The sequence below is a fragment of the Nocardia sp. NPDC058480 genome, from assembly GCF_042720495.1.
Taxonomy (GTDB): domain Bacteria; phylum Actinomycetota; class Actinomycetes; order Mycobacteriales; family Mycobacteriaceae; genus Nocardia.
Map to the genome: position 1 here is coordinate 75780 of NZ_JBHXMN010000016.1, position 19016 is coordinate 94795.

A 19016-nucleotide genomic window follows, 5' to 3' on the forward strand; every position below is an offset into this window, starting at 1 on the left:
CCCCGACCTGGCCGATAAGAGGTTGCCGATGAGCGCTGTCCTGGTCGCATTTCTCGACGACTATTCGGTGGCCATGCGCCGCCACGTCGCCGCGCCGGGCCAGGCCGGTCTCTCGGAGGGATATGACCTCGGGCGGCGGGCCCTCGTCGAGGGCATCAGCCTGCTCGATCTCACCGAGCATCACTTCCGGACCGTTGCCGGGGACGCCGAAACGCAGGCCGATCCGCGCCGCGCCGAGGTAGCACTGGAGTTCTTGCTGCAGACCATGGCGGCCCTCGATATCGCCACCCGCGGCTATCTCGACGGCACCCGCCGCTACGAACAACAGCGTTCCCGCGCCGAGGATCTCGAAGGCCGCGACGCGTTTCGCACCGCGCTGGTCGAGTCGTTGCAGGACGGGTTCTTCGTCGCCGACGACCACGGCACCATCGTCGAGGTGAATTCCGCGTTCGGGGTGCTCACCGGATACGGCGCGGGCGAGGTGCCGTTCGGGCTACCGCATCCGTGGGCACTGACCGATCGCGCCGGATATCCGCAGATCGGCTCGGAGGCATCGCGATTCGTGATGCCGATACGTCATCGCGACGGCCGGGAACGTTGGCTGGCGGTGAGCGCGAGCTCGCTGGTGAAGCAGGAGAACGACGAACGGATCTTCGTCGGTACCGTGCGCGATGTGACCGCCGAGCACGACGCGCAGGCCCGCGACCAAGCCGCCTCACGCCTGGCCACCGCCGTCGGCGCGGCGACGAGCATGGTGGAGGTCCTCGCGGTCGGACTCGACGAACTGCGCCGGACCATGGGCGCCGAGACCGCTCTTGTCGCGATCTGGCCGAGCCGCACCGGACGCCCCGACGTCTACTCCTGCGGGGTGACGCCGACGAGTAGAGAAGCCGATCCGGAACCCGAAAACAACGGCATCGCACCACAATTCACCGCAGCGCCGATGCGGCAGAGCGGCCCACGCGCGGACGGCCCGGTCGTGCTCGACGACGACACCCAGGCCCTGCTCGACCGCTCGCGCAGACAATCCGCCCGTGGGCTCTCGGCCATCACCGGTGACGAGGGCGGGGTCGACGCGGTCGTCGCACCGCTCGGCGAGACCGGTGACGCGGCGCTGTGGGTGCGCTTCGGTGCGCCACGCGCGGTGAACGCCGCGGACTGGGCCCTGTATTCACTGCTCGTCGGCCATCTCAGCGTCGCACTGCAGCGCGCCCGCAACTTCGATCAGGCTCGCGCCACCTCGCTCACCCTGCAGCGGGCGATGCTCGGGCCGATCGAACTGCCGCCCCGGTTCTCGGTGCACTACGAACCCGCCCTGCCACCCTTGGAGATCGGCGGCGACTGGTACGACGTGGTGCCGTTGCGCGACGGCACGATCGGCGTCGTCGTCGGCGACTGTGTCGGTCGTGGTCTGTCCGCCGCCGTGGTGATGGGCCAATTGCGCACCGCGGCAAGGGCTCTGCTGTTGCGTGGCGCCGGACCGGCACAGTTGCTCGCCGAACTGGACGCGGTGGCCTCCCGGATCCCGGGCGCCATGTGTACGACGGTGTGCGCGGCCGTGCTCGACCCCGAGCGCGGGATGGTGCGGTATTCGAACGCGGGCCACATGCCGCCGGTGCTCGCACCGCCCGGCGGGCCGGGCCGGATCCTCGAAGGCGGACGCGCGGTCCCCCTGGCCACCTTCGACACCCCGCGCAGACCCGAAGCCACCACGGCGCTGCCGCCGGGCGCCACCCTGGTGCTGTTCACCGACGGCCTCGTCGAGCAGCGCGGGTACGACATCGCCGAGGGCTTCGTCAAGATCGCCGAAGTGCTCAGCGAGACCGGTGCCGCGCTCCCCCGCGATGTCGCCGACGCGGTGCTGTCGCGGCTGTGCCCGCCCGCGGGCTACGACGACGACGTGGCCATGGTCGTCTACCGCCAGCCCCCGGAGCCGCTGAGCCTCGACATTCCCGCTGCCGCAGCCGAATTGGCCGGTGTGCGCCGGGGCCTCTACCGCTGGTTCGCCACTGCCGCGGTCCCGCACGACCTGGCCGCCGACCTCGTCGCCGCGGCCAACGAGGCCTGCAGCAATAGTGTCGAACACGCCTACCGCGACACCGAACCCGGCCGCGTCAGCCTCACGGCCCGCTGCGACGGCGATCGGGTGGTGCTCGAGATCGCCGACAACGGCCATTGGATCCCCACTCCCACCGACCCGGGCTATCGCGGTCGCGGCGTGGAGATGATGCGGGTGCTCACCGAGGATCTCACCTTCGACCACGACGAGAACGGCACCCGGGTTCGCATGTGGGTGACCCTGCCCTCGATCACCTTCCCCACCGCGAACCCGCTGCGCGCCTCCTCGCGGCCGCCGGCCGTCAGCTCCCGGCAGAATTCATTCTGACCGGGTCGTCTCGTAGGCGTCGACGTCGAAGGTCTGCAGCATCCGCCGGAACCGGAAGCTGAAATCCGGCCACAGGGTGGCGTTGTGGCCGTTCTCGTCGACGAACCAGCTGGTGCAGTCGCCCGCGTTCCAGACGGTGCCGTCGAAATTCTCCTGCAGGTCCCGGTTGTAGGCGGTCTGCGCGTCCTCGCGGACCTCGACCGTTCGCAGGCCACTGGCAGCCATCGTCGTGATCGCGTCGATGATGTAGTCGATCTGCGCTTCGATGGTGAAGATCGCCGAGGTGTAGCTCAGTGCGGAGTTCGGGCCGATCATCAGGAACATATTCGGGAAGTTCGCGATGGTGGTGCCCTTGTACACGCTCAGTCCCCCGGCCCCGAAAACCTCCGACAGGGTGCGCCCGTCCCGCCCGCTGATCAGGTCGTAGGTCGGCGAGTCGGCGATCCGGAACCCCGTCGCCAGTACGACGGCATCGACTTCGCGCTCGGTGCCGTCGTTGGCGACGATCGACTGTTCGCGGATCTCGGCGATGCCGTCGGCGACGACCTCGACATTGTCGCGGGCCAGTGCGGGGTAGTACACATTCGAGATCAGCATCCGCTTGCATCCGAGGCGGTAGCCGGGGGTGAGGGTGCGGCGCAGCTCCCGATCCCGGATCACCCACCACATCTTCATACGCGCACCACGCGCGAAGAAGTCGGCGAACGGCGGGTACTTGGACTGCCAGAGCACGAAAGACTCACGCACCCAGTACACGCCGATCCGCGCCAGCCGCTGCGCACCCGGAACTCGCCGGTAGTACAGGCGTTCCAGCCGGCTGTACTTGCGTCCCATCCGTGGCAACACCCACGGTACGCTGCGCTGGTACAGGTCGAGCCGGGCAACCTCACCCGCGATGGACGGCACGATCTGGATCGCGGACGCGCCGGTACCGACGACCGCCACCCGCTTGCCCGCGAGCTCGAACTCGTGGTCCCAGCGCGCGGAATGGAAGATCGGGCCACGAAATGTGGTGATGCCCTTGATATCAGGAAGGTTCGGAGCGCTCAGCGGACCGGCTGCCGACACCGTGATGTCGGCGGTATAGGCGCCGTGGCTGGTCCGGATCTCCCACCGCGCGGTGTCGTTGTTCCACCGCGCGTCGGTGACCTCACAATCGAGGACGATCGAATCGCGGACGCCTTCCCGGTCCACCACATCCTGGACGTACTGCTGAATCTGCGGCTGCGTCGAGAACGAATGCGTCCAGTCCGGATTGGGGGCGAACGAATACGAATACAGCTGCGACGGTACATCGCACCCGGCACCGGGATAGGTGTTGTCGCGCCAGGTTCCGCCGACATCGCTCGCACGCTCGAAGACGACGAAGTCGGTGATCCCCAACTGGCGCAGTCGAATAGCCACACCCAGCCCGGCGAAACCGGCGCCGATGATCGCGACGCGGGTGTGGCGCGCCGACGTTGCGGTCATCGTGTCTTCGTCGTGGTGTCGTAGGCGTCGATGTCGAACTTCCGCACCATGCGCCGATATTTGAAGCTGAAGTCGGGCCACAGCGCGGAGTTGTTGCCGTGCTTGTCGAGGAACCAGCTGGTGCAGCCGCCGTTGACCCACACGGTGCGGGCCATCTTCGGCTGTAGCTGCTGGTTGTATTCGACCTGCGCGTCCAGGCGGACCTCGAACGACTGCAGGTTGCGCTGCTCCATGGTGGTGATGGCGTCGACGATGTAATTGATCTGGGATTCGATGATGTAGATCAGCGAGGTGTAGTTCAACCCGGAGTTGGCGCCGAGCATGAAGAAGATGTTCGGGAAATTCGCGACGGTCGTGCCCTTGTACATCTGGTAGCCCTCGGCATCGGCCGCCTCGGATACCGTCCGGCCGTCGCGACCGGTGTAGAGGTTGAACGTCGGCGAATCGGCGACATGGAAGCCGGTGGCCAGCACGATGGCGTCCACCTCTCGCTCCGTGCCGTCCTCGGACACGATCGAACCGGCGCGAACCTCGGCGATGCCGTCGGTGACGACGTCGACGTTGTCACGATCGAGCGCACCGTAGAACTTGTTCGACACGAGCATGCGCTTGCAGCCGATGCGGTGCTTGGGCAACACTTTTCGCCGCAGCTCCGGGTCACGGATCTCGAAGCGCATCTTGAACCGCCCGACCGTTTCCAGAACGATGCCGGTCCACGGGTATTTCACCTGCGTGATCACGAACAGCTCGCGCGTGGTGTAGATCAGCGCGCGCATCAACCGTTGCAGACCCGGAATGTGCTTGAAGGCGAAGCGTTCCAGCCCCAGGTACGGCCGCGAGATCTGCGGCATCACCCAGGTGGCGGTGCGCTGGTAGACGTCGAGGTGCTCCACCTCGGGCGCGATCGACGGGACGATCTGCACCGCCGAGGACCCGGTGCCGATGACGGCGACCTTCTTGCCGGTCAAGGTGGCGTCGTGGTTCCAGCGCGCGGAGTGGAAGATCTCGCCCTCGAAGCTCGAAATGCCCTTGATATCAGGAAGATTCGGCTCGGCGAGCACACCCGCCGCCGACACGACGAAGTCGGCGGTGAAGGTGCCCTTGCTGGTCTCGATATCCCACCGGCCCTCGGCATCGTTCCAGCGGGCCGCGGTCATCGCACAGTCGAAGATGTGCTTGTCGCGAACGCCGTAGCGTTCGGACACGGTACGCAAGTACTGCTCGATCTCCGGCTGCGGCGAGAACGACCGAGACCAGTCGGGATTGAGCGCGAACGAGTACGAGTACAGGTGCGAGGGAACATCGCAGCCCGCACCCGGGTAGGTGTTGTCGCGCCAGGTACCGCCGACATCGGGGCCACGTTCGATGACCACGAAGTCGGACAGGCCACGCTGGCTCAGCCGGATGGCGGTGCCGAGGCCGGAGAGCCCGCTGCCCACGATCATGACCTGGACGTGGCGGGTGTCGTTACTGCTCATGGGGCGACCTCAGCGGGATTCGTAGATGCGTTTGTGACCGGAGACGGCGGCCAGCCGGTACGGGCGCCGCGTTTCCTCGACCATGGCGTGGTACGCGCCGTCACTGGGCGAGACAGCCTCGTGCAGTTCCCGGTAGCGCTCGTAGTCGAGCAGCTCACGCGAGCCGATGGCCGCCTGGTTCGCCTGAGTCCGCAGGTGTTCGCGGTAGCCGGCCTGCACTGTGCCGCTGAAGAATTCGGCGACACTGCCCGACCCGTAGCTGATCATGGCGAGCGCCTTGCCGGTGAGGTCCCCCGAATGATCGAGCAGCGAGGCCAGGCCGAGGTAGAGCGAGGCGGTGTAGCTGTTGCCGACCGTGCGGTTGTAGGTGGTCGTGTTGCCGATCACGGCCTCGATCGCCTCCGCGTCGGCGGTGTGGCCCTGGCTTTCGAGCAGATGGCGGTGCGCCTTGTAGGCCATCTTGGTGAAGGGCTGGTGGTAGCAGAACGCGGCGAACTCACCGAGTTCGCGGCCACCCTGGCGGCGGTAATCGGTCCACGCCTCCTGAGCGGCCTTCTGGTAGGCATTGACCGAGGTCTTGCCGTCGACAATGGCCTCGGTGCGGTAGTTCGGGCGCCAGAAGTCCATGATGTCGGCGCTGTAGAGGCCCGACACCGGGTCCAGCGCCAGGATCGCCGGGTCCGCGGTGACGAGCATCGCGACGGCGGCGGCGCCCTGGGTCGGCTCACCCGGGGTGTCGAGTTCGTACTTCGCGATGTCGGCGGCGATCACCAGCACGCGCTGCGACGGGTCGCGGGCGATCAGACCCGCCGCGAACTGCAGCCCGGCGGTACCGCCGTAGCAGGCCTGCTTGAGCTCGACGACACGCGCGGCATTGGGCAGCCCGATCAGCGAATGCAAGTACAGCGCAGCGGCTTTGGACTGGTCGACACCGGTTTCGGTGGCCAGCAGCACGGTGCGGATATTGTCAGTGCCGTGCCGTTCCAGGATCGGCTTGGCGGCGGCCGCGGCGATGGTGACGATGTCCTCGTCGGCGGCGGCGACGCTCATCTTCTCCTGGCCGATGCCGAGGTAGAACTTGTCACGATCCACCCCGAGTCGCTCGGCGAGGACAGCGTGATCGAGAGCGTAGTGGGTGGTGGCGAACGAAAGGTCGTGGATACCGACCGGCGTCATTGTCATCGTGGGCTTCCGTTGCTCGTGGTGGACCGCTCGAATTGGGTATGGGCACGCATCAATTCACCGCGATTGGTCTGTGCGGCCATCAGCGACAGCTCCCCGCACAACACGGTGGCCGCCCCGATCACCGCGAGGCGTCGGGCGTTCTCGCCGGGCTGCCGGTCTTCGCGGCAACCGAGGCGTTCCAGGTTCTCGTCGACGAAACTCGCGTGCTTGCCGTTGCCGACCGTGCCCACGATCAGGTTGGGCAGGGTGCACGAGAAGTAGAGGTCACCGTCGCGATCCTCGGCATGGGTGATGCCCTGGGATCCTTCGACGATATTGGCGGCGTCCTGACCGGTCGCCAGGTAGTACGCGAGCAGCATGTTGGCGTAATGCGCGTTGGCGGAACGGATTCCACCCGCCAGCAGGGTGCCGATCAGGTTCTTGCGGATATTGAGCTGCACCACCTGCGCCGCGGTGGTGTGCAGCCGCTGCTCGACCACCTCGCGCGGAATGAGCAGTTCGGTGATCACGTTCTTACCGCGACCGAGAATGCCGTTGACCGCGGTGGCCTTCTTGTCGGTGCAGTAATTGCCCGAGATCGAGCCGTAGCGCACACCGGGCATGGTCGACAGGATGTGATCCATCAGGTGATCGCTGGCCAGGGTCGCCATGTTGTGGCCCGAGGCGTCACCGGTGGTGAATTCGAAGCGCAGGAACAGCAGGTTGCCCGCGATCTGGTGGTGCAGGTCGATGAGCCGGGCGAAACGGCTACTGCCCGCGACCACCTCCTGGAGCTCGGCCATGCGGCCTTCTAACTGCTGGACCGTGGTGTAGGCGGTGTAGGCGTCGTCGGCTTCCAGGAGGATCGAGCGGGTCATCCGCTCGTCGATCAGGGTCGCGACGATGCCCTTCTCGGCCAGGGTGCTGATCCGCGCGCCGCGCCCGACCGAGGGCCACAGCGGGGTTTCGTAGGTGGCGAGGGGAACGTCGACGGCATCGTCGACGACATTTCCGGTAATGCGCACAGGCCCCACCCATTGCAGCGGCACCGCCGCGTACGACATGTCATTCATGGGTGACTCCTTCTCGATTTTCGGATTCACGCCACCAGGGGCTCCGGTGGGCAAGTGCTGCGGCATCGATACCGCGAAGCAGGCAAAAGCTCGCGACATCGCCGGTGATGAGCAGGTCGGCGCCGACCAGATCCGCAGGGGTGCGGGCGCCGAGCACGGTGAGGATGGTCCGGAGTTGGTCGAGCCAGGTCCCGATCTTGTCCACCAGGGCGGCGGTGTCCTGGCTCACCAGGGTTTCCAGGAACGCGCCGGCGACACCGGTCGCGTCGGCGCCCAGCGCGAGTGCGCGCGCGATGTCCAGTGGTGAGCGGATGCCGCCGGAGGCGGCGATATCGATGCCGGGGATCCCCGAACAGTCGAGCAGGCAGTTCGGGGTGGACTGGCCCCAGCTCTCGATGAACCCGAAGTCGCCGCCTGCCCGCCGATCGTTCTCGATACGAGCGAAATTGGTACCGCCGCGTCCACCCACGTCGGCCACCGAGACGCCCGCGTCCCGCAACCAGGTGACGGTTTGCCTGCTCAGTCCGAACCCGACTTCTTTGACGAAGACGGGGACGGCGGTAGCTGCGACGATTTCCTCGATCCGGCGCGGCCATGCCCCGAAGGAACGATCGCCCTCGGGCATGACCACTTCCTGCACGGCATTGAGGTGGATCTGCAGTGCGTCGGCCTCGAGGAGGTCGATGGCGCTGCGCACCTGATCGACGGTCGCGTTCGCGTTGACATTGGCCATCACGAATCCGTGCGGATTCTCCTGCCGCAGCACGCGATAGGTGCCCGCGACCGACGGATCACGGAAGTAGGCGCTCATCGATCCGGAGGCGATGGGGATGCCGGTCTCGCGGGCGGCGATGGCGAGTTGGCGGTTGATCTCGCCGGTCTTGGCGCTGCCACCGGTCATCGCGTTGACGAACAGTGGTGTGTCCCATTGCTTTCCGGCGACATTCACCGCGAGGGAGACCTCGCCTGCGTCGATGCCCGCGAGGGCGTGATGAACGAAAGTGACGGAGTCGAAGTCACTGCTACCGGTGGCCTGGCGTTGGTGATTCACCGCGTGGCGGACGTGGTCGTCCTTGCGATCGGCGATCATCGGTGGCCCCCTTCGACTGGGTGGGTCCGCAGGGGCAGCGGGCGGATTCCCGCGCTGATCCAGCGGCCGGTGAGTTCGGCGATCGCGGCGGGACGGGTGCGTTCGATGAGCGCGATCCCGCAGTCACCACCACCGGCGCCCGACGGCTTGGCCGCAGCGCCGACCGCGGCGCCCGCGTCGCACAGCGCGTGCAGACGCGGCGTCATGATGCCGAGACCGGACATCGCATCGAGATCGACGAGTAGTGCTCGCGCGCTGTCGATTTCGACTCGCATGGCCTGGGAGTTGTCGGCCTCGATGGCGGCGACGAGCCGTTCGACGCAGTCGTTGCTGTGCGCCAGGAAGGTGGTGCGGTCACCGTCGAGTCCGGCGACCAGTGCCGGCGTGGAGGCCGGGTTCCCGGTCCAGCCGACCTGCACGGTGAGCTCGGTCGGGGTGGGCAGCGGACGGACCGACAGGCCCGGCCACGGTGAACGCAGGGTTGCCTCGACGCCGTCGCGGGCGAGCGAGGCAGCCACCTGCGCGCGGTCCGGGGAACGGTAGGCGAGCCAGCCGCCCCAGGTACTCACGGCGACATCGCCGCCCGAGGCGCGCGGGTTGACCGCGATCGTGGCGAGCATGGCCAGCCGGTACCGGTCCATGGGATCGAGCCCGAGGGCGAAGTACTGCCCGAGGGCGGCGACGGTCGCCACCGTGACGGCCGCGCTGGACCCCAAGCCGAACTTGCGGCCGTCGGCGTCACCGAGGTCGGCGGTGACGCTCAGACGGAAGGCGGACAGGGGGATCGCCCGTTCCAGGAGCAGCCGGTGAACCACCGAAACTGCCGCGAATACGTAGGAAAAGGCCGCTGGCACAACAGCATCGGAGGTGGGCGACAATTCGTCACCGTGACGCTCGCAGGACAATGTGATGCCGCCGTCCAGATCCGAATACAGGATGACGTCCTCGCCCGGATCCGCCGCTGTCACCGTGGCGGTCGCGTAGCGGTCGACCGCGGTGAGCACCGCGAGGTGTCCCGGCTCCACTACGGCGTACTCACCGGCGATGAAGAGCTTGCCCGGGGCGCGACAACTGATCATCGATCGCCACCCGCCGCAGGAGCCGCCGTCGCTGCGGCGGGCGTCGTCAGGGACACGCCGGGACCGATGTGCGCGGTTCTGGTGGTGACGAAGTCGCCGAGGCCGTCGAGTACGGCGTTGACCTGCGGTGCGTCGGCGCGGGTGCACAGCACTTTGACATTCGGGCCTGCATCGATCGTGGCGTACGCCATGATCCCGTCGGCCCGCAGCGCGAGTACCGCGTCGAGGATGGCGATCGAATGCGGTGACAGGTACCGGATTCCGGGGCGCGCGGTGAGCATGGTGGCGTGCATGCCGAGGGCATTGCGCTCGGCGATCTCCCCGATCGCGGGCAGGTCTTGCCGCGCCACGGCTTTGCGCATCTCCGCGAGATCGAGCACCGATGATTCCGCCCACGGACGATAGAACGGTGACGTGGCGGTGGTCTGGCGCATGGCGACACGGCTCGAGACTGCCTTCGCGCCCTGGTTCACCACGGCGACTACCAGGGCGGGGTCCAGTTCGTCGCCGCCGATCGGCTCCGCGTACGAACTCAGGTCCCCCGCTTCACCTTCCCCGTCACCGGCATGCCAGACGACGAATCCACCGAAGATGGAGCGCGAGGCGGAGCCGGAGCCGCGCCGGGCCAGCCGCGACAACGCGCGAGGGTCGACGTCGAGCGCATAGGCGGCCGCGGCAGCCGCGGCCAGGGCAGCGAAGCCGCTCGCCGAGGAGGCCAGACCGGCGCCGGTCGGCCCGGCATTGGACGTCACCACCATCGCCCGGTCGCCGCGACCTGCCTTGGCGCGCACCAGATCCAGGAACGTTTCGATGCGGGCGCGGGCGGCACCGGTCGCCGCGACACCGTTGAACTCCACGACATCGGCCGGTCCCTCGATCAGCCGCACCGACGTGGTGGTCGGGAAGATATCGAGGGTCATCGACAGACTGCCCGTGACGGGCAGGAACAGTTCTTCGTCCCGCTTACCCCAGTACTTCACCAGGGCGATGTTCGGATACGCGACCGCGACCGCCCCGGCGGTCGGCCCGGTCACGGCGCCACGTTCGGTGGCCGCGGGTGATGCGGGAGTGAAAGTCATTGGTTGGCACCGTATTCCGATGTCGAGACGGATAGGGACTGCGCGCCCGAACGCAAGCTGCGGGTGGGGACCGTCCAGGTCTGTACCGCACCGGCGCGGCGCAATGCGGCGCTCACCGTACGCGCGTCGCCGGTTTCGGTGAGCGCGAGGACGCAGCCGCCGAGGCCGGCGCCGGTGAGCTTGGCGCCGTAGGCGCCCGCGTCCAGCGCCGTGGCGACCAGGGTGTCGATGTGGGGGGTGCTCACGCCGAGCTCGGTCAGCAAGCTCTGGAAGTCGAGCATCGCCCGGCCCAGCGAGGCCGCGTGCCCGGCCGAGAGATCCGCCGCGGCACCGCTGATCAGCTCACCCGCCCTGGCCAGTAGCGCCCGCGCGGACCGCGGATCACGCTCGAGGGTGCGGCGCACCCCGGCGACCGCGTGTTGCGTGGACCCGGGCACCCCGGTATCGGCGATCACCAAGGCGGCGTCGACACCGATATCCAGTGCGGTGGCGGTTCCTTCGTGGAACAGGACCGGGCCGTCGGCGAGCACCGCGCTCGCATCGATACCGCTGGCCCTGCCGTGGGCGACCTGTTCACCGCACTGCACGAGTTCGTAGAGCGTGGCGGGATCGACGGTCCGGCCGTGCAGATCGGCGGCCGCGCGCACCGCCGCACCCGCGCAGGCCGCACTCGATCCGAGCCCACGAGCGAGCGGAATATCGCACTCCACCACCACATCGGCGATATGCCCGGTCAGTCCCCAGCGCCGCAACGCCTCCTCGACCGCGACGCGCGGCCCGGACAACGTGTGCTCCGCGGCATTCGGGTTGCCCGCGACGAACCCGAACTGTCCTTCGGGAACATCGATGACCGCACCCGGCGTACCGGGACGCGCGATCGCCCGCACCGACAAGGTCGGCAGCGGGAAAGCGATGGCGGGCGTCCCGTGTACCACGGTGTGCTCACCCAGCAGGATCGCCTTGGCGTGGGCCCGACCCACGCCACGGACCGGGCCGGTCGCTGCGGAGCTGTGTTCAGTGCGTTCTCGAACGGGACTGTTCACGACGATTCCTCTCCAGACTCGGCCCGGCCGTACCGGTTACCGAGTCGATCGACCGAAAATGGCCCGCACGGACGGGAAGAACGCGGGCACCTGCGCAGCATAGGCGCGATAGGACGCACCGAACCGAGCGATGAGATCGCGCTCCTCCAGGTAGGTTCCGAGCAGGATGTACCCGGTCAGCCCGAGCGCCCACACCACATGCCCGACGGTGAACTCGCTCGCGAACCAGAACGACACCAGCAGGCCGGTCATCAACGGATGACGAACCAGCTTGTAGACGCCGTTGACCTGCAGACGGTCGACCGTCGCGTCCGGTACCTGGATCACGTACTGGCGGTAGGCCTGACTGATGCCGAGCAGGTGGAAGTGGTTCAGCAGCAAGGTAGCCGCGTAGACCAGCACGAAGCCGATCCAGAACCCGGTGTCGAGTATCACTCCGAGCGCACCGTCGGCCGACCACAGCACGTGCGGCACCGGCTGCCACGCCAGCATGATCACCCACATCACCAGGCACACGCCGATGATGTAGACGGTCCGCTCGAGTGCCTCGGGCACCCAGCGGGTGATGAATGCCTTGAACGAGGGCCGGGCCATCCCCGAGTGCTGCAGCGCGAACAGCGCGAGCAGCACGAGGTCGATCGCGATCGCGGGGACCGCGGACAGGTGCGGTCCCTTGTCGACGGTCTTGGGCAACCACCAGCCGCCCGCGAACAGCAGCATCAGCGGCACCGTGATGCCCGCGAAACCGTAGACGGCGAAGGAGAACAGGAACGGGACGAGCCGCGAGGGGGTTTTCACCACACCCCGAACCTGCTGGGGTGTCATCAGATCCATGCGAACCACGGCAGGAAACGCGAACGAACGGTGCCCGCTGCCAAACGCGTCTCCAGACGCGCCTTCCACTTGTTGCCGTAACCCTCGTTGAGGAAGCCGCCGGGCACGACCAGCCGCCAACCCGACTGCGCCACCATCCAATACGGCACGATGACGCCGGGGTTCACGTCGCGCATGTAGTCGAGCTTGTCGGGGATCTGGCTCCAGTGGATGCCGGGGTAGCGGTGGTGCACGCTGTGGTAGCCCTGGTTGAAGATCAAGAAGTTGAGGATGTTGCCCGCGTTGTTCAGCGAGGTACTCGGCTCATCGGTGAACCCGCGTGCGGGGGCGTGGCTCAGCCAGGCGAAGTAGCCGGCGTTGACCTGGGTGATCAGGAACGGGACCCAGTAGAAGAGCACGAACTTCTCGAAGCCGGCGACGTACCAGACCGAGCCGATCACGACCGCGTACACGGCCAGGTCGAAGATGAACTGGTGGCGCGTCTTGCGGCGGCGCGGCGCCGGGTTCGCGGCGAAAACCGTGCGCACCGTGTGGATCTTGACGACCATGCCGTAGCGGACCCAGTACCAGAGGGCACCGATGCCCTTGTCCATGCCGGTGGTCGCGGTGACGTCACCCGGGCCGTCGTTGAACCGGTGATGGTTGAGGACGTGCACCTCGCGCATCTCGGCCGCGGTCAGGTTGCCGGGCAGGCAGCACAGGATGTCGACGACACGGTTGGGCAGCTTGGACACGAACAGCGGGCGATGGGTGTGCATGTGCATCACGCCGATGGTCAGCGAGAGGTTGAGCAGCGAGAGCACGATGATCAGCGGCACCGCGAGGTACCAGGTCGAGGTGCCCGGCACGAACAGCGCGGCCGAGGTCATGCCGATCCACAACACGATGTGGAGCAGCGGGCCGACATTGGATGCGTGCTCGAGTTTGAACACGCGCCGACTGAACGGCGGTTTCTCTGTGGGCGCGACGGGCGTTCCGGTGCTCATGGGAGAGCTCCTTCGCTAGTAGTGACGATCATCGAGGAGGTGTTCCCCGACTACTGGTGGCTGCTGTTGTCGAGAGCGGCGAGCTGCAGCCGTGTGGCCAAGGCCCGGATCGCGTCGGGTTCGTGGCTCGGCACCCGTTCCATGGCACCGAAGGCCAGGTGATCGGCGATCATCATGGTGCGGATCGCCGAATCGGAGAGTTCGCCGGTCAAGCGGCCTTCGGGCAGCGTGTGCACCAGCGCGAAGGTGGTGTCGACGATCAGCGGCATCAGCGAGGTCTCCGTCGAGGCGAGATCGCCCGCAGCGAGCACCTGCGACGCCGAGGCCGAGCCGGTGGTGAAATCCGGTGAGGCGTCGAGCATTTGATGGATCGCGGCATCGCCACTACGGCGCACACGCTCGAGCATCTTGGTCCAGTAGGCCGGCGAGGCGGCGGCCAGCGTGGCCGCGGCGACCGGGCGCCGGAAGGGCGCGGGCGCGTCGACGGCACCACACAGGAACGCCGAGGTCGTGATCGTCATGTACGCCATCGCCGCCCGCGCGCCCAGGCTCGGCGTGCCGGGGCCGAGTTTGGCCAGCAGCGCGAAGCCGCCGAGCGCGGGGGTGAGCTGGCGCAGCATCACCATGCGCGTGAGTTCCTCACGGTCGGCGGCGCCGTAGATCGCGAGTTCGTTGTCGCGCAGGTCGTTGGCCGATTGGGCGATCACGGCGACACAGGCGGTCAGTTCGCGCAGATCCGCTTCGGGCAGAACATCTTCGGCGACCAGGGCGCACGCGTAGTGGGTGATCCGGCCGAGCACGCCCTCGCTGTAGGCGACGCGGGTCAGTGGCGCGTCGATATTGCGGGCCATGACCCGGCCGACATCGGTGAGCACGTGGCCGACGCGCTCGCGGCCCTGTGCGGACAACGCCGTGAGCAGTGCCCTGATGTCGGCGATGCGCTCGGCGAGCACCCGGTCGACCGCTTCGCTGTCGCGGATCTTGCCCTCGAGCGCGGGCAGCGGCGGCGGGAGGGTGTCGCTGGTGCCGTTGAGGTAGTCCACTGCCGCCAGCACCGCACTGCTCGCTACCGCGCGATCACTGAGATCTTCGAATGCGTCGAGCACGCGACAGGCGAGCAACGCGGCCGTGGCTTCGGCGCGCAAGGTCGCGGGCAGCAGGCCGACGGCGATACCCAGGTTGCGGCCCGCGGGGATCAGGGCGAGCGCGGCCAGTTCCCGCGGCGAGCGCGCGGCCCGCAGCGCGGCCAGATCCGGTGCGCGGCGCAGGTTGCGCAGTCCGCGGATCAGGAGGGGAAGTCGTGCTGTGCTCATCGGGATATCACCTGCTGGAGGAGTTCGCGCAGGTCGTCGCGCGCGAGGGAAGGTGGGAAGACATCCAGGGCGCGGGTGGCCTTCTCGGTGGCGTCCATCGCGACCAGGCGGGCGGCTTTGGTCGCGCCGCTGTCGACCAGGTCTGCTTGCAGTGTCGCGCTGGAAATCTCCGCGTCGAGCCACATTTCACGGGCGCCGGGGCGCGCACCGAGCCATTCGATGACCGGCCAGGTCGGCACACGGCGTTCGAGGTCACCGCCCGCGTCCTTGCCGAGGCCGGGGCCGCCTTCGATGTCGCGCACGTCGTCCATGATCTGGAAGGCGAGCGCGAGCTGGTCGGCGTACTCCATCAGGGCGTAGAGCCGATCGAGATCGACGCCGCCCGCGGTGCCGCCGTAGGCACACGACAGGCGGAACAGGGTGCCGGTCTTGGCCCCGGCCACGAGTTCGTAGTGGCGGCGCAGCGCCACCTCGTCGATCGAGGGTGGCAGTGTCTCGATGAGCTGACCGTAGGACAGGTCGGAGAGCCGATCCGCGTAGGTGATGCCGGGTGCCTCACCGACCCGCGCGAAGATCTCGGGATTGTCGGTCAGCACCCGGGCGACCACCTGCATCGAGGCGCCTGCCAGGTGAAACCCGGCGCGGGCGCTGGTGCGCACGCCGAACGCGGCGGGCACCGACGGTGCGTCGCGGCGTAGCAGTGAGCCGTCACAGATGTCGTCGTGGACCAGCGATGATTCGTGCAGCATCTCCATCGCACAGGCCAGGTCGACGGCGTCGGGCAGCGGGACCGCGGTGTCGGCGGCATCGGGGAGCAGGCCGGCGCAGGCCAGGACGAGCCGTGCCCGCACGCGTTTGCCGGGAGCGGCCAGGATGTGGGTGTAGATCGCGTCGAAGTCTTCACCGGTGATGAGCAGTTCCCGCAGCCGTTCGGTGACCAGCGCCAGTTGTTCGACCGGTCCGGCCGGTCTGGGCATGACCACCACTCGGTCGCCCGAGTGCTGGTCACCCGAGTGCTGTGCTGCGGGTAGCGCGGGATTATCCATAGCGCTGAGCTCCTTTGGTGTGGTCACGATGCGGAGAGGGTCACCGGCGACGGCCGGACACGGGTTGACGGAGATTCCGGCGGGGCAGTCGTAGGGAGTCACCTCTCGCAGCCGACGGGGTCGAGCGTCCCGTTCGCTGGCTACCGACGGGTAGTTTTCTGTAGGAAGCTCGAGATGTCAAGCATTCCAACATGTTCCAAGTTTTGGTCGCGCAATTGTGCTGTATCACAACGGTTTACGGAGTTTGTGAGCGGGGAACACAGTGGCTGCGGACAGGATTCCGATTCCATTGCGCGGCGTAATCACCTGCACCACAACGGCTTCCGCGTCATCGCGGGACATCTGGGCATGAACTCATAGATCGCCGGGAAACGACCTCAGGGTCGTCCGACGATGCGCGGGGTCGACAGGCACGCGGTCGCGCAGCGACCACACCACGTCAATGTTGTTGGCACACACGGGATCAGGACCAGAGTGACATGGTCTGCCAGATCGCCAACAGCTTCGGTGACGGTGCAGCTCCGTCAGAACCATACAATCCGGAGCGCCTTCTCGCGAGCCGAGGCGCGATCGGGAACCGACCCGGAGGTCCCACGACGATCCGATATCGCGTTCGGTCTGGCGTTCAAATATGTTGCAGCACTGTTAGTTTCGCTAGCAACACATCGCGGCACAGCAGTGCGAAGTGAAAAGGTGCGAAATCGCGGCAGTCCGTCGTCGACCGCGCATAGAATCGGGCATCCCCCCGCTCGCGCCGCGCTGACCGGAGGGGTCAGCGGGCGGCGGTGCTGCCGAGGCTGCCGAGGACCAGTAGGTCCGGGGTCGGGTGGTCGACGAGTGGAGCCGAGGAACGGGTCGGCGGGTGCATGATCGTGCAGCGGCGGGCTAGCAAGGTGCCGCAGGCGTGGATGGTGGTGGTGATCAAGTCTTCGGCCAGTGGGAGGTCGTCTTCGCGGTAGGCGTACACCGAGAAGCGCACCGTGCGTTGGTCGTTGAGCGGGTCGGCCTGCTGGACCGCGTCGGCCGGGCAGCTCGACAGGAGCATGACGGCGGCGGCCAGGTCGGCGCAGGGATCTCCGCCGACCAGCGAACCCGAGGCGAAGGCAGCGAAAAGCGTGCGCAGGCAGGGCTGCTCGGGCCGCTGCTGGGAGTCCTGGATCTGCGACCAGCGGCGCAACGCCGGGTGATCGGCGATATCACGTCTGCCCTGCCAGCGCCGACGCGCGCAGTCGAGCAAGCGGGCGGCGGTCGAGTCCCACAGGTGGGGCGACTCGATCCGGGCGACGATCCGCAGGCGGCGGCATTCGTCGGCAGCGGTGGCCGCGGGCGGTTCGATGAGCGGCGCCGCCGGGTGTCGGTGCGTCTGCATTGGTCGACCTCCTACCGCAAGCGAGAAGAACCGAACGGGTGCTGCGTGGTGGCGCAGCCGCGCCGCCATGCCAGGCGGAATGCCCACGCCGAGGCGAGCACCGACATCACGACGCAGGCCGCGATCGCCCCGAAAACCACCCCGCCGGACCACCCGACACCGTTATTTCGCGCGATCAACGCCAACGCGAAGATCGGCCCCGCCGTGATGAACACGGGGATCAGCAAGATCAACCCGAGAGTCACCAGACTCGCCGGAGCCATCGCCGGTTTCGCTGCGGAGAAACTACGTCGGGAGATCATGGTGTGCGGCCCCGACGGCTGCGTGACTGTAGCCATTTCCGCCCTCTCCGTTACCTGAATGGAACCCAGCGAAACTCTCGAGCCCCAAACGTACAGCCCCGATCCGGCATAGCGCGTACTTCGTCACGAAACAGTGATAACCCGAAACTGAACTCGATCCACCTATCAGACGTATACCCAGTTCAGACACTATTTTTTGGGTAGCTATGAATTTGCTATGCCTGGATTCCATTTAGATCGGATAACAATTTCAGGGGTCGGCCGCACTCGCCTATCGTTCTCATTGTGCGGGTCACAGGCCATCGTGAATGAACTCGACAACGGCTGACGTTTCGGCGAGATCATTGCCGCCGACAAGTAGCCGGTAATGCAACGGCGCACGGATCAGTTCGACTATCTCCCTGATCGGATTGCCATCGCGCAATTGTCCCGCGGCTACGGCGATTTCGAGTCGACGGCGCACTGTTGCTGCGAGCCACCGACACTCGACGCGAAATCAGCTCGGTTCGCTACCGAAGCTGCCCTCCAAACGATTTCGCGAACCGGGATGCACGAGCCGTGCCACGCTGACCAGCCCACCCGACGACCAGGTGCGGCGCCGGATCAGCAGGCACGGCTCGTCGGCGTCGATGCCGAGCAGCGCGCACTCCTCGCGAGCCGCCCGCACCGCCTCGACGACATGCTCGCCGCGCAGCAGCGGCGCGACCTCGCTGAGGTAGCTGTTCGGGGTGACGGCGGTGAAGTCCTGGGTCAGGTAGTCGGGTGCCTGCGCCGGATTGACGTAGCGGTCCTCGAGCTGGATCGGCACACCGTCCTCGAAGTGCACCAGCAGGGAGTGGAATACCTTGCCGCCCATCGCACTGGCGAGTTCCTCCTCGCCCGGCACCTCCGAGCGCACGAACACCACTTCGGTGCGATGCCGGTGTCCGCGCCCGGTGATCTCGTCGGCGATATTGCGGACCTCGAACAGCGGCGAGGTGGCCTTGCTCGCCGCGACGAACGTGCCGACGCCCATCACCCGGGTGAGCGCACCGTCGGCGGTGAGGTCACGCAGTGCGCGATTGATCGTCATCCGGGACAGGCCGAGGGCGGCGACGAACTGGTTCTCCGACGGGATCTGCTCCCCCGCGTTCCACCGTCGCGACTTGATCTGCGCCATGATCAGCTGCTTCACCCGCTCATACGCCGCGAATTCGTTGCCGAGCTCGCCGTACAACGCGGCGAGCTCCGCATCGATTACCTCGATCGCCACCACCGAATATCTCCTTGCCTCGCCCAGCGAATACGTCGCGCCCGAATCTCGG

17 protein-coding genes are annotated in these 19016 nt (G+C 67.2%); 2 read left to right on the forward strand and 15 right to left on the reverse strand.

From position 1 onward, the window contains the following. Positions 1-28 precede the first annotated feature (28 nt). Positions 29-2386, forward strand: coding sequence for a SpoIIE family protein phosphatase (locus tag ACFWO8_RS27750; protein WP_378966092.1), 2358 nt, complete (start codon positions 29-31; stop codon positions 2384-2386). Here the strand turns inward: ACFWO8_RS27750 and ACFWO8_RS27755 are convergent. From ACFWO8_RS27755 to ACFWO8_RS27815, 13 genes are all read right to left on the reverse strand, one after another. Then, entirely contained in the window at positions 2378-3856 is a 1479-nt protein-coding gene (locus tag ACFWO8_RS27755) for a flavin-containing monooxygenase (protein WP_378966102.1), read from the reverse strand. The two genes, ACFWO8_RS27750 and ACFWO8_RS27755, sit on opposite strands and share 9 nt — an antisense overlap. Further along, positions 3853-5334: a flavin-containing monooxygenase gene (locus ACFWO8_RS27760; RefSeq protein ID WP_378966108.1), complete on the reverse strand. Its 1482-nt coding sequence runs from the start codon at positions 5332-5334 to the stop codon at positions 3853-3855. Before ACFWO8_RS27760 ends, ACFWO8_RS27755 begins: the two co-directional genes overlap by 4 nt. 9 nt (positions 5335-5343) lie before the next feature. After that, entirely contained in the window at positions 5344-6510 is a 1167-nt protein-coding gene (locus ACFWO8_RS27765) for a hydroxymethylglutaryl-CoA synthase (protein ID WP_378966616.1), read from the reverse strand. 2 nt (positions 6511-6512) lie between these two features. Next, the gene (locus tag ACFWO8_RS27770) at positions 6513-7571 is read right to left on the reverse strand and encodes a hydroxymethylglutaryl-CoA reductase (protein ID WP_378966113.1); all 1059 of its coding nucleotides are present in this window, start codon (positions 7569-7571) and stop codon (positions 6513-6515) included. Continuing rightward, positions 7564-8661, reverse strand: a complete 1098-nt coding sequence (fni, locus tag ACFWO8_RS27775) for a type 2 isopentenyl-diphosphate Delta-isomerase (protein WP_378966126.1) — start codon at positions 8659-8661, stop codon at positions 7564-7566. Before fni ends, ACFWO8_RS27770 begins: the two co-directional genes overlap by 8 nt. Continuing rightward, positions 8658-9740, reverse strand: coding sequence for a phosphomevalonate kinase (locus ACFWO8_RS27780; protein WP_378966132.1), 1083 nt, complete (start codon positions 9738-9740; stop codon positions 8658-8660). The genes fni and ACFWO8_RS27780 overlap by 4 nt, the downstream gene beginning before the upstream one ends. Beyond that, on the reverse strand, positions 9737-10819 hold the full coding sequence (gene mvaD / locus ACFWO8_RS27785; protein WP_378966141.1) for a diphosphomevalonate decarboxylase: 1083 nt from the start codon (positions 10817-10819) through the stop codon (positions 9737-9739). The genes ACFWO8_RS27780 and mvaD overlap by 4 nt, the downstream gene beginning before the upstream one ends. Then, a complete protein-coding gene (mvk, locus tag ACFWO8_RS27790) occupies positions 10816-11862 on the reverse strand; it encodes a mevalonate kinase (protein ID WP_378966148.1) in 1047 nt (348 codons plus the stop codon). The genes mvaD and mvk overlap by 4 nt, the downstream gene beginning before the upstream one ends. 36 nt (positions 11863-11898) lie before the next feature. After that, entirely contained in the window at positions 11899-12696 is a 798-nt protein-coding gene (locus ACFWO8_RS27795) for a methyltransferase family protein (RefSeq protein WP_378966151.1), read from the reverse strand. Then, on the reverse strand, positions 12687-13682 hold the full coding sequence (locus ACFWO8_RS27800; RefSeq protein ID WP_378966158.1) for a fatty acid desaturase: 996 nt from the start codon (positions 13680-13682) through the stop codon (positions 12687-12689). The genes ACFWO8_RS27795 and ACFWO8_RS27800 overlap by 10 nt, the downstream gene beginning before the upstream one ends. A gap of 50 nt (positions 13683-13732) precedes the next feature. Beyond that, on the reverse strand, positions 13733-14995 hold the full coding sequence (locus ACFWO8_RS27805; RefSeq protein ID WP_378966161.1) for a hypothetical protein: 1263 nt from the start codon (positions 14993-14995) through the stop codon (positions 13733-13735). After that, complete coding sequence (locus ACFWO8_RS27810; protein WP_378966172.1) at positions 14992-16041, reverse strand: polyprenyl synthetase family protein; 1050 nt, start codon at positions 16039-16041, stop codon at positions 14992-14994. The genes ACFWO8_RS27805 and ACFWO8_RS27810 overlap by 4 nt, the downstream gene beginning before the upstream one ends. A 772-nt stretch (positions 16042-16813) precedes the next feature. Then, complete coding sequence (locus ACFWO8_RS27815) at positions 16814-17410, reverse strand: hypothetical protein (RefSeq protein WP_378966178.1); 597 nt, start codon at positions 17408-17410, stop codon at positions 16814-16816. A 48-nt stretch (positions 17411-17458) separates the two neighbouring features. Here ACFWO8_RS27815 and ACFWO8_RS27820 point away from each other — a divergent pair, with 48 nt between their 5' ends. After that, positions 17459-17770: a hypothetical protein gene (locus tag ACFWO8_RS27820; RefSeq protein ID WP_378966188.1), complete on the forward strand. Its 312-nt coding sequence runs from the start codon at positions 17459-17461 to the stop codon at positions 17768-17770. A gap of 234 nt (positions 17771-18004) precedes the next feature. Here the strand turns inward: ACFWO8_RS27820 and ACFWO8_RS27825 are convergent, their stop codons facing one another. Together ACFWO8_RS27825 and hutC are read right to left on the reverse strand one after the other, a co-directional pair. Next, on the reverse strand, positions 18005-18175 hold the full coding sequence (locus tag ACFWO8_RS27825; protein ID WP_378966196.1) for a hypothetical protein: 171 nt from the start codon (positions 18173-18175) through the stop codon (positions 18005-18007). Between the two features lie 33 nt (positions 18176-18208). Then, positions 18209-18964, reverse strand: coding sequence for a histidine utilization repressor (gene hutC / locus ACFWO8_RS27830; RefSeq protein WP_378966207.1), 756 nt, complete (start codon positions 18962-18964; stop codon positions 18209-18211). Positions 18965-19016 lie beyond the last annotated feature (52 nt).

Coding starts and splice junctions, on each gene's coding strand:
- ACFWO8_RS27750 (WP_378966092.1), top strand. CDS start 29: ATGAGCGCTGTCCTGGTCGCATTTCTCGACGACTATTCGGTGGCCATG.
- ACFWO8_RS27755 (WP_378966102.1), bottom strand. CDS start 3,856: ATGACCGCAACGTCGGCGCGCCACACCCGCGTCGCGATCATCGGCGCC.
- ACFWO8_RS27760 (WP_378966108.1), bottom strand. CDS start 5,334: ATGAGCAGTAACGACACCCGCCACGTCCAGGTCATGATCGTGGGCAGC.
- ACFWO8_RS27765 (WP_378966616.1), bottom strand. CDS start 6,510: ATGACGCCGGTCGGTATCCACGACCTTTCGTTCGCCACCACCCACTAC.
- ACFWO8_RS27770 (WP_378966113.1), bottom strand. CDS start 7,571: ATGAATGACATGTCGTACGCGGCGGTGCCGCTGCAATGGGTGGGGCCT.
- fni (WP_378966126.1), bottom strand. CDS start 8,661: ATGATCGCCGATCGCAAGGACGACCACGTCCGCCACGCGGTGAATCAC.
- ACFWO8_RS27780 (WP_378966132.1), bottom strand. CDS start 9,740: ATGATCAGTTGTCGCGCCCCGGGCAAGCTCTTCATCGCCGGTGAGTAC.
- mvaD (WP_378966141.1), bottom strand. CDS start 10,819: ATGACTTTCACTCCCGCATCACCCGCGGCCACCGAACGTGGCGCCGTG.
- ACFWO8_RS27795 (WP_378966151.1), bottom strand. CDS start 12,696: ATGGATCTGATGACACCCCAGCAGGTTCGGGGTGTGGTGAAAACCCCC.
- ACFWO8_RS27800 (WP_378966158.1), bottom strand. CDS start 13,682: ATGAGCACCGGAACGCCCGTCGCGCCCACAGAGAAACCGCCGTTCAGT.
- ACFWO8_RS27805 (WP_378966161.1), bottom strand. CDS start 14,995: ATGAGCACAGCACGACTTCCCCTCCTGATCCGCGGACTGCGCAACCTG.
- ACFWO8_RS27810 (WP_378966172.1), bottom strand. CDS start 16,041: ATGGATAATCCCGCGCTACCCGCAGCACAGCACTCGGGTGACCAGCAC.
- ACFWO8_RS27815 (WP_378966178.1), bottom strand. CDS start 17,410: ATGCAGACGCACCGACACCCGGCGGCGCCGCTCATCGAACCGCCCGCG.